We start from the raw sequence: 10,464 nt of genomic DNA on the forward strand, positions 1-10,464 counted from the left end.
TTAGGGCAATTGCCGTTTTTTTATAGATTTTTTCACTAGTGTCTCGATATTACTAATTGATTTTGTAACTATTTAGTAGTATGAAGAGAAGATATACGAATTTATTATTTCGCCCTTTCAGGGCTTAGGTTTTTGTCGATCCTGTTCCCAGGCCGTTGGCCTGGGCTATCTTATTTCGCCCTTTCAGGGCTTAAAAACAAGGATTTCTCTTCAATCGGGTAAACTGTTACTTGATTTTAAAGGATTTACAAAATGCAGTGATTGATAATTTGTAAACTGCATTTGAAAAACCCCGAAAAATGGGCGTTTTTGGAGATTTTGTTAAAGATTGACAATCAAAATAAGTGTAGAAATTCTGTACTTGAGAAATAGAATTTAGTCTTGATTTATTGGACATTTCAACAAATTCATAGATTGGAAATAACCAAATCGTAATGTCAAATTCAAATCGATCACAGAAAAAACGAGTTCTAAGTCTTTTGTTTCTATATATTTAGAACGTTTTTCTATTTCAACAACTGGACACTAGTGATTACGGATATTCAAAAACAACCCCTTCGATCCTCTACTCAGAAATCATGTTCTGCATGGCAAGCAAAAGGGGAGGCGAGCCATCTCCGCAGGTGGAAATTTGCGTCTCATCTTTATCGAAATAAACAATTACGAATGAGTACATTTTCTCTCTGTTGGAACTCATGCTCAAGTTTACGAGTAAATCCCCTCTCCCGGCTCGGTTCTTTTGACAAAATCCCAGTTTCTCGTACTATAATGGAGTACAAATGGATTATCCGAATAGGGAGAAAACGCTGATGAAAACCGCCGATGACGCGATCACAGATTTTCGAGAACTTGCTCAAGACCAACAGGAAAAAGTCATAGATTTTGTAACGTCCATCGTAGATCAAGAGGAATTTTCCGAAGAAGATACGGCCCTCATCCTTGAAGCAGGAGAAGAAGCCAAGCAGGGAATCAATATGAGCGGGCCTTTTGTGGGAGAAGAGGCAATCAACTATCTACGAAGATTAAGAAAAGCAAAATTCTAAATGGAAATCTACTGAGCCTCTTGCAAAACTCCATAATTCCTCCCCCAAGCTTGGGGGGAGAATTTAAAAGCGGATTTTATTAATTTTGCAAGAGCCTCTACTATCACAAGAATTTTAATAAGGCTTTTTGAAAACTCTCCTCGAAGATGCAAAAGAAAGTCGAAGAAACCATCGCGAGTTTCCTGAACGATCCGTATAATCCTCAACTCGACAATCACGCGCTTTATGGGAAACAAAAAGGCAGACGAGCCATCTCCGCAGTTGGAAATTTACGTCTCATTTTTATTGAAATAAACAACTACGAACGAGTTCATTTTCTCTCTGTAGGCGCCCATACTCAAGTTTACGAGTAAATCACCTATTTTTCTATTTTCATTACATCGCGATTAGCCGTTTTTCCATTAGGTAGAATTCGAACGCTCCTGTCAGGCGATGGCGCGATATTCCAGCGGTTTTGCGGCTCTTGACGTTACGGATTCCCGCCGATACGATTCGAAGTTTATTGAGTTTATCGCCGATTACGATAGAAACGATCAATTTTTCATCATGAAACTCCCTTATTCCTGGCTTTCCCAATTCGTTGATCGCCTGCCGCCGCCGGAGGTGGTTGCGGAACTTCTGACCATGCGCGGCTTCGAGGTGGAGGAAATTTCCTGCCCTGGGTCGGAGATCAAGGACATTATCGTCGCCAAAATTCTGGAAATGGCGCCGCATCCCGATGCGGACAAACTTACGCTGTGCCAAGTGACGGACGGTTCGCAGCAACATGAGATCGTCTGCGGCGCCAAGAACATGAAAGCGGGCGATCATGTGGCCCTGGCTTATATTGGAACGGTGCTGCCGGGGAATTTCAAATTGGAAAAGCGCAAGATTCGGGGCATCTATTCGCAAGGAATGCTGTGTTCCACGCGAGAATTGGGATTGGGCGACGACCATGCGGGAATTATGATCCTGCCGCCGGAATATAAAATCGGCCGCCGATTGATCGATGAAATGGGGCTGAACGACTCGGTCTTCGAGATCAACGTCACCCCCAACCGGCCTGATGCTCTCAGCGTGTTGGGGATAGCGCGCGAAATCGCCGCCGCATTGGGAGAGAAGGCGCACGTACCCGGCGCTTCTCTTGTTTCTTCCGATAAGGAGATTGATTTAGTTCCTTCCATCGATCTGGTTGATGGCGACTTATGCCCGCGATATACCGCTTTGATTCTTAAGGACGTAAAGATCGGCCCTTCGCCGCAGTGGGTGAAAGACCGGCTGGAAGCGTGCGGAGTGCGCAGCGTTAACAACGCCGTCGACGCCACGAACCTGGTATTGATGGAAATGGGCCAGCCGCTGCACGCCTTCGATTTGGATAAATTACACGAAAAACGGATCGTCGTGCGGCGGGGGAGAATTGGAGAAAAACTGGTTTCGATCGACGGCGACGAGCGCATTCTCGACGAGGAGATGCTGGTGATCGCCGACGCGGAAGTTCCCTGCGCCGTGGCGGGCGTGATGGGGGGGCTGGAAAGCGAAGTGAGCGAAGAGACGACGGCGATCCTGTTGGAAAGCGCCTATTTCGATCCTTCCTGCATCCGCCGGACCTCGAAGCGCTTGGGATTGTCGTCGGAAGCGTCGTATCGGTTCGAGCGCGGCGTGGATTTCGAGACGGTGATTCCCGCCTCCTACCGCTGCGCCCAGCTGATTCTGGAGTTGGCGGGCGGTTACGCCGCCGGATCGATGGGAATCGCCGATACTCCCGATTGCGAACGCCTGGAATCTCTGCGGGGCCGAATGGTGCGTTTGCGTTATGCCTATTGCGACCGCCTGTTAGGCCAGATTGTCCCCCGCGACGAGATGGAGAAAATCCTGGTCTCTCTGCAATTTTCCGTGGAGAAAAAAGACAAGGAGTCGATGACGCTGCGCGTTCCTTCCCATCGGTTGGACGTATGCATCGAAGCCGATTTGGCGGAAGAGATTGCGCGGTGCTACGGCTACGAAAAATTTACGCCGACGCTGCCCGCCGCCCCCGTAAAAGCGCCGGAGCCGCAGGAGATCGATCGGGGTATGGCGTTGAGGATTCGGCAATATTTGATTGGCTTCGGTCTCGATGAAGCCGTCACGTATAGCTTTTCCGATCCGGAAGGCATGAAGGCGTTTCCGCCGGAGGGCGTTTCGTTCCAATGCGATGAAACGACGGTGTTAAATCCCATCAACGTCAACGAAGCGACGATGCGCACGGCGATTTTGCCGTCGCTCTTGCAATGCGCCAAACGCAACGCCGCCCGGGGAAACGCGGACTTCGGCCTGTTCGAATTGGCGCGGATTTATTTGCCCCAAGAAAGCGGCCATGAAGAGAATCGGATGATAAGCGGCGTCATCGTTGGCAATCCGGGGGCGGACTGGCGTTCGGGAAAAAAGGAACGGGATTTCTTCGATGTAAAGGGTTTGGTGGAAGGGATGCTCAGTCTCTGCGCCCTGCGCCGCTATCGCAGCATTGAGGGGCCGGCGTGTCTGCATCCCAAGCGGGGAGCAACGATCCAAGAAGGAAAGCAAACGCTGGGCTATTATGGCGAACTCCATCCCAATCTTGCGGAAAAGTACGAACTGCCGGGAAGAGTCCTGGTTTTTGAAATCGGATTGAAGCCGCTATCCGACGCTTATCGGTCGTACACGGCGCGATACCGTCCGTTTTCACTATTCCCGGCAATAAAAAGGGATATTGCATTACTCATGCCGGAAGGCGTTCCGGCTCGTAAGGTGGAAACAATTATTCGGCGGGAAAGCGGGGATCTGCTGGAAAATTTGGAGATGTTCGATTATTATCGGGGCAAGCAGGTGGCGCAGGGATTCATCAGCGCGGCGTTCCGGATGACGTATCGTTCTCGAGAAGGGACGCTGAAGGATGACGAGATCGACGTGCTGATCGGGAAAATTTTAAACGGACTGAAAAAAGAACTCGACGTGCAACTTCGTTCGTAGGAAAATGAGGGTTGAGGAATGAGTGCGGAAAACTTGATGGAAATTTTAGAAGCGTTGGAAAAGCGAGTAGACGAACTGGCTGGAACGATAAGCGAACTGAAATCGGAACGCGATCAGTTGTTGAAGGAATTGCAGGAAGAAATATCCAAGCGGGAAGAATTGGAGAAGCGCCTCGATTCCGACCAGGAGAGCAAATCCGAAGTGCGGCAACGCATCCAAGCCATCATCGACAAGTTGGATAAGATGGAAGCTTGATATCTATACCTCATGCGCCCTCACCCTAACCCTCTCCCGATGGGAGAGAGAGTGGCAACGCGCCGCATGATAGGTTAAACAAAGGAGGCGGCTGGGTGGCTCCCGAATCCGATATTATAACCATCGAAATCCGCGGAACCCGGCTGCAGTTGCGGGGAGGCGACAATCCGGAAGCGGTGCGCCAAGCGGGAGAATTCGTACGCGATCGAGTGGAGGAATTGGCCGAGCGCGCACCGTCGGCGCCCCTGACGCAATTGGCGCTGCTCGTGGCGATGAACCTGGCGAACGACCTTTTGCAGCAAACCAACGACGAAGAGGACGCCATCAACGCCGCCGCCGAAAAAGCCGACCGGATTTTACGCAAGACGAACGCCGCCGTGCGTTGACGTCCGGCCTCGTGAACCGCCGCGTCTTGAGGATTCTTTCTCTCAATTACGAATTCCCTCCCATCGGGGGCGGGGGAGGAAATGCGCATCAACATATTTTGAGAGAATTTCGGAATTATCCCGATATCGATTTGACGCTAATTACTACCACTCCCCAGCCGGAACTATACGGTTCTTCTTATTCCCCCAACGTAAGGATTGTTTTTCTACCGCAAAAGAAAAAGGATTTGCTTTATTGGCGGCGATCGGAAATCGTCGAATATTTGGCCTGTCATTACGGTTTTTTGCGGACGCATCTGCAAAAGGAAGCCTATGACTTATGCCATGTTTTTTTCGGCTTCCCTTCTGGATTTCTGGCCTATTTGCATCGGAAGCGTCTGCCTTATATCGTTTCCGTGCGCGGGTCGGACGTTCCAGGTTACAATCGGCGTTTTTCATTGGATTACGTCTTGCTGCGTCCGATGCTTAAACGGATTTACCGCTCGTCGCAACGAGTGATCGCCAACAGCCGGGGACTCAAGGAATTGTACGAGAAGCAATTTCCCGATCTGCGGGCGGGCGTGATTCCCAACGGCATCGACGCCGCAACCTTCACGCCGAGGCGGGAGAAGGATTGGGAGGAATGGCGGCTGGTTTGCGCGGCGCGGCTGATTGCGCGCAAAGGGATCGATTTGTTGCTGCAAGCCTGCCAGCGATTGGTGGAAGATGGAATAAATTTTAGCTGCCATCTCATCGGAGACGGGCCGGAGGAATCATCGTTGAAGCGGATGGCGGGGGAATTAAGGCTAGGAGAACGGATTTGTTTTCATGGAAGAATGAGCCGGGACGAAATCGCCCGGTTTTTGCCGAATTGCGATCTCTTCGTCTTGCCTTCCTACGCTGAAGGCATGTCCAACGCGGCGTTGGAGGCGATGGCGTGCGGGCTGCCGGTTTTATTGACCGATACCGGAGGCAGCCGGGAATTGATAGAAGGCAACGGCGAGATTGTTCCCGTTGGCGACGCGGAAGCCTTGGCGTCGGCGTTAATGCGCATGCTGGCTCAACCGGAAATAATGCGTCGATTGGGCGTACGATCGCGGGAACGCGCCGAAACTTTCTCTTGGAATAATGTTGCCGCTCAATATTATGATTTATATGGGCAAATCGCGCGCCATGCGGGAATATGGTAAGAGGATTTGGTGGGCTGCGCTTCGCCTTGAGCCTACTCTTCGACTTAACTCACGTCATGTATGAATTTTTAAAAAACCAAGATAAGCGCATCGCCGACGAGACGGCGGGGGAGGAGAATTATTTTTATCTCTCGCCGACGCGGGCCAGTTTGATCCGAAAGCTGGCGCCTCTGGCGGAGAAGGTCATTCATGGGCGCTGCCTCGACGCGGGGGCGGGGCGCATGGCTTACGCCGCCTTACTGCGGCGTTGCGCAGACGAATACGTCGCCATGGATATCGAATGGCGGCCTGGATCGAACGCCGCAGGCTCCGCGTTGGCTATGCCGTGGCGGGACGAAGCGTTCGACAGCGTCTTTTGCTCGCAGGTGTTGGAGCATGTCCCCGATCCGGAACAAGCGCTAAGGGAATTTTTCCGCTGCCTGAAGCCGGGGGGAACGATTCTGGTCAGCGCGCCGCATTTATCTTATCTGCATAATGAGCCGCACGACTATTTCCGCTATACCAAGCATGGGCTGCGCGTATTGTTGGAGCGGGCGGGTTTTGTGGAGATCGAGACGGCGGCGGCGGGAGGATTGCTCTCGTTTTTAGGACATATCCCGTCGGTGATTGCCAAGACGGTCTTGCGCCCCATTCCTCTTATCGGACGGGCGGCGATGATAGCGAATGGATGGTATTCCCGCGCCGTTGCTTGGATAGACGAACGAGTGGAGTCGCGGAAAATTTACGCCTTGAATTTCATCACCGCCGCGCGCAAGCCGGGAGAAGCGAAGCATGAATGACGTCCCGTTTTGGCAGGGTGGTAAGGGCAAGGTTGTTTCTGCCCTTGAGCCGCAGCAGAGTGACCATGCGGCAAGGGCAAAGTTGTTTTTGCCATTGAGCCGTCCCGATGCGATGATCGCTGGAACTCTGGCGCTAGGCGTCTTCCTGCTGCTCTTCGCCGAGCTGAGCGCGCCGGGAGTGACGTGGGACGAGGCGTCGCCCAATTTCGTTTGCGCTAAAAACCAAGCCTATTGGTTGAGCCATCTCTTCGCGCTGCCCCAACCATTTTCCCAAGAAACCATTGATAAATATTGGCAAACGAAATCGGATCACCCTTCGCTGCCGCGAACTCTTGCGGGAATCTCTTATCGGCTTTTTTCTGGTTATATAGACGAAGTAACGGCGTTGCGGATTCCCTCCGCTCTACAATTTTCCTTATTAATCGGAACGATTTATCTTTTTCTACGCGAATTTCTGCCGAAAGCGTCCGCCATTGCCGGGGCGTTGTCGCTGGCGTTAATGCCGAGAGTATTCGGCCACGCCCATATCTTCAGCCTGGACGCTCCCATCATGTGCTGGTGGTTTTGGGCGGCGGCGGCGGGATTTTGGGCGCTGCATGGGAGGCTGAAGCCGTGGATATTCGGGCTATCGTACGCCATCGCCTTCACGACGAAACTTCACGCGGCGTTTCTGCCATTTCCGCTGTTGGCGTGGGCGCTGATATTCATGATCTGGCGCCATGAATGGAGCGGAGTTCATCTAAAACGCCTAGCGTGGGCGATTTTTTGGGCGATGGCGTTGACTTTCATTATCTATATCGGCGTACAGCCATGGTTATGGCATGATACGGGAAAACGCATTGTTGAACGTTTCTTTCATCTATCCCAAAAAGCCACCGTTCATCCCATCAACTTGTTTTATTTGATGAGACTCTATTCGAACAATACGCCCTGGCATTATCCGCTGGTCATGATCTTCTTCACACTGCCGCCTTTTCTGCTGCTATTGAATCTTCTCGGCTTCCTTAGTCCTTTATGGAAACGATTTGGACCGATTGAGAAAGACGCAAAGGGCGTCTTTCTCTTTTTGGCTTTGCATTTCGCCGCGCCGATTCTCATCGTGCTGTTGCCGCTGGCGCAAGCTTACGATGGCTGCCGTTTGTTTTTGCCCTGTTTTCCCTTCGCTGCGTGTTTATGCGGATTCGGATTTCATTATTTATGGAAAATCGTTAGCGGCAGGATTCCCGCCAAAGCGGCGCTGGTTGTTCTCTTCGTTTTGCTCGTTTTTCCTTCTGCCTGGACCTATCTCCATATCCGTCCTTTTTATTTGGCGTATTACAACGAATTCGCCGGGGGAATCGCGGGAGCAAAGGAATTGGGGATGGAGACGACGTATTGGTGCGACGGATTGACGCGCGATTTTCTGAGAGAAATCGACGCCATTATACCGCCGGGAAAAACGGTCAAACCATGCAGCATGTCATTCGAAGTTGCGCAATACGCTATCGACCGGGGATTTCTTCACGCCCGCATCGGCGATCCCGCCGACTTTTATCTACTGCAATTCCGCCAAGGAATGTTTTCCGAAGGGTGGCGTTTGTCGCGATTCAAAAAGCCGTTAGCGAAGGTCGAAGTGGACGGCGTCCCCTTGTTCGCGCTCTACGATTCATTGGAGTAAAACTTATAGATGAAGTTCGCTCAACTCTTGCTTTACCTTGCTTTGCGAATCAGACGGCGCGCTAGACTCATCACGCGCAGCGTTGCCCGCCTGAATTGGCTTATTTTGAGAAGTTGAATCATAAATCGGGTGTTAAAGACGTAATGCACAAGCAGAAAATATGCAATATTGGGCGGAAACGCTTCGTACATCCTCAAAACGATTATGTATGGATCGTCGGATGACAAACTGAGGTATGATTTCGCCAAATCATTGCGTTGAATCCAAGCGTCATGTCCTCTTGAGTGGAGAATGGAACGCAATTCCAAACCAGGATAAAGGCGCATGGAATACAAATTGATGGAGAATTTCGGGCGCAAGCGTTTGAGCAATCGCAACGAGGCCCAGGCGTCGCCCTCGAAGGGCATATCGACGATAATATCGTATTTATGCGTAATGGATAGACCTGTCAAAAGTTTATTGCATTTGATAATGGCGTCGTCCGTCGTCTTTCGGTGGTATATTTCCCGACGAACGCGTTCGTCGCCGCTTTGAATGCCTGTGTGAATGAGCGTTAATCCCGCCGCTTTTAGCGCCGTCAACTTTTCCGCCGAAGTTTCATTGGGGTGCATTTCGATGCCAAACGGCAGTCCAATATCCTTGCCGTATGAATCCGCAAATTCGCAGATATCTTTTACGGAGCGGAATAGAAACGAGTCGTCTTCGAATAATATCGATTGCAGGAAGGGAAAACGTTGTTTGATCTGCCGGAGCTCGTTCATAATATGCGGGATAGAACGCTTGCGAACGAATTTCTCGCCGCCGGTGGATAATTGCCGCGTGACATTATTGCAACAGAAAGTGCAGTTGAAAGGGCATCCGCGCGAGGTCATCGTTACATAGACGCGGCCCATATTATTGAAGAAATAATACAATAGCCGATTTTCCAGCAATTCGTCATCGAGTTTCGCCAAGCGCCCTTCGTGATCGACGTAATCGGAGGATAACGAATAGTCTTGGGGCGGCAGCGAGTCCAAATCTTGGATTAAGGGACGCTTCTCTCCCTTCACGATCGACCCATCGGCGGCGCGCCGCCAAGTTCCTGGAATGCCGTCTATGCCCGATCCTTGGCTATAACGCTCCACGATTTCGAGAAGCGTATTCTCTCCCTCACCCAGACATACGATATCCGCATGAACAATGCATTCTTCAGGAGCGCTGGAGGCGTGCATTCCGCCCCAAATAATGGGGACGCCGGGAAGCATAAGCCGTAAAAACTGAGTAAGAACGATCCCTTTCCCGACGCTATGAGTAAGAACGGAAACGCCGATAAGATCGGCGCCGCGGCATACCTCAAGCGCATCGAGAAGAATGCGTCCCGATAGTTCGTTTTCCGGACAAGTCAAAAACACCAAATCGACATCGTGTCCATGGCGTTTAAGATAGGCGGACAACGCTCGCAAGCCATAATCGTAGACCACGTCATTTACGCTAAAGAGGGCAATGCGCATGTTTGCATCCAATTGGAAATTAGAATATATTCAAACGGATATACCCACACTTATCCTCTCTGTATTATCGGCATTACTATTTTGAACTTGATAAGATTTGCGCTTTGCGGACAGTTTTTTCTTGAGACGGTTTTGCTCCCCGGCAGGGATTGATAACAAGCAACATCTGCGCCAAATCGCTGATAAATCCATCTCCTATTTCCATTTACATTGACATCATTTTTGCGTTCGGTACATTCGTCCGAACAATCTTGCATCCATTCGATTCGATGATATCTTCAGGGAAATCTAAGCGTAATTTATCAAATGTCGCTGTTTGGGGAATAGAATGCGCTGGAAGGCCGGAAAGATTGCTCAACGGCGTCGTCGAAGCGCTTGGGGGAGTGAAGCGTACCCAGGATATTTTTCGAGAAGCGGTACGCCCGATCTTCGATGGAGCCTATGAGACCGAACAGCCGATGAAACCATCGCCTTTCCAATTCGTAGAATCCATTCAATTCCAAATGAAAATAAAATTGATAGGCGATGTGGAGAAAGTACCAGGGACCGTAATATCCGGCGGCGTGCTGGCTGGTCAGGTTGAGACAATCCTCAATGGGGAGATAGCGGTAGACGATAATCTTTGGCGGCGATAATTGATATTCCGAGAGAATAAAGGGACGTACAGGGCAACGGTCCAGTTCCTGGATATCCACTTCCAATCCCAACTGGCGAATCCAAT

General features: G+C 50.7%; 9 protein-coding genes. 7 read left to right on the plus strand and 2 right to left on the minus strand.

The genetic code is table 11. The features are described 5' to 3' along the window. Positions 1–809 precede the first annotated feature (809 nt). From AB1656_03645 to AB1656_03675, 7 genes are all read left to right on the plus strand, one after another. Positions 810–1,043 (plus strand): hypothetical protein, encoded by a 234-nt coding sequence (locus AB1656_03645; protein MEW6234456.1) that lies wholly within the window; start codon positions 810–812, stop codon positions 1,041–1,043. Between the two features lie 432 nt (positions 1,044–1,475). After that, positions 1,476–4,007, plus strand: a complete 2,532-nt coding sequence (gene pheT, locus AB1656_03650) for a phenylalanine--tRNA ligase subunit beta (GenBank protein MEW6234457.1) — start codon at positions 1,476–1,478, stop codon at positions 4,005–4,007. An 18-nt stretch (positions 4,008–4,025) separates the two neighbouring features. Next, positions 4,026–4,262, plus strand: coding sequence for a cell division protein ZapB (gene zapB, locus AB1656_03655; GenBank protein MEW6234458.1), 237 nt, complete (start codon positions 4,026–4,028; stop codon positions 4,260–4,262). A gap of 95 nt (positions 4,263–4,357) precedes the next feature. After that, positions 4,358–4,648, plus strand: a complete 291-nt coding sequence (locus tag AB1656_03660; protein ID MEW6234459.1) for a cell division protein ZapA — start codon at positions 4,358–4,360, stop codon at positions 4,646–4,648. Then, entirely contained in the window at positions 4,645–5,817 is a 1,173-nt protein-coding gene (locus AB1656_03665) for a glycosyltransferase (protein MEW6234460.1), read from the plus strand. Before AB1656_03660 ends, AB1656_03665 begins: the two co-directional genes overlap by 4 nt. Next, entirely contained in the window at positions 5,811–6,596 is a 786-nt protein-coding gene (locus AB1656_03670) for a class I SAM-dependent methyltransferase (GenBank protein MEW6234461.1), read from the plus strand. The genes AB1656_03665 and AB1656_03670 overlap by 7 nt, the downstream gene beginning before the upstream one ends. Continuing rightward, on the plus strand, positions 6,589–8,253 hold the full coding sequence (locus AB1656_03675) for a glycosyltransferase family 39 protein (protein ID MEW6234462.1): 1,665 nt from the start codon (positions 6,589–6,591) through the stop codon (positions 8,251–8,253). Before AB1656_03670 ends, AB1656_03675 begins: the two co-directional genes overlap by 8 nt. A gap of 32 nt (positions 8,254–8,285) precedes the next feature. Here the strand turns inward: AB1656_03675 and AB1656_03680 are convergent, their stop codons facing one another. Beyond that, positions 8,286–9,743 carry a radical SAM protein gene (locus tag AB1656_03680; protein ID MEW6234463.1) on the minus strand — a complete coding sequence of 486 codons (1,458 nt, stop codon included), beginning with the start codon at positions 9,741–9,743 and terminating at the stop codon, positions 8,286–8,288. Positions 9,744–10,045: 302 nt separating this feature from the next. Then, positions 10,046–10,464, minus strand: a 419-nt coding sequence (locus AB1656_03685) for a hypothetical protein (GenBank protein ID MEW6234464.1), incomplete at its 5' end; no start/stop codon positions are given.

The sequence above is a fragment of the Candidatus Omnitrophota bacterium genome, from assembly GCA_040755155.1.
Lineage (GTDB): Bacteria > Hinthialibacterota > Hinthialibacteria > Hinthialibacterales > Hinthialibacteraceae > JBFMBP01.

What these genes read in the sequence shown, in the direction of transcription:
- AB1656_03645 (MEW6234456.1), top strand. Translation starts at nt 810, where the DNA reads ATGAAAACCGCCGATGACGCGATCACAGATTTTCGAGAACTTGCTCAA.
- pheT (MEW6234457.1), top strand. Translation starts at nt 1,476, where the DNA reads ATGGCGCGATATTCCAGCGGTTTTGCGGCTCTTGACGTTACGGATTCC.
- zapB (MEW6234458.1), top strand. Translation starts at nt 4,026, where the DNA reads ATGAGTGCGGAAAACTTGATGGAAATTTTAGAAGCGTTGGAAAAGCGA.
- AB1656_03670 (MEW6234461.1), top strand. Translation starts at nt 5,811, where the DNA reads ATGGTAAGAGGATTTGGTGGGCTGCGCTTCGCCTTGAGCCTACTCTTC.
- AB1656_03675 (MEW6234462.1), top strand. Translation starts at nt 6,589, where the DNA reads ATGAATGACGTCCCGTTTTGGCAGGGTGGTAAGGGCAAGGTTGTTTCT.
- AB1656_03680 (MEW6234463.1), bottom strand. Translation starts at nt 9,743, where the DNA reads ATGCGCATTGCCCTCTTTAGCGTAAATGACGTGGTCTACGATTATGGC.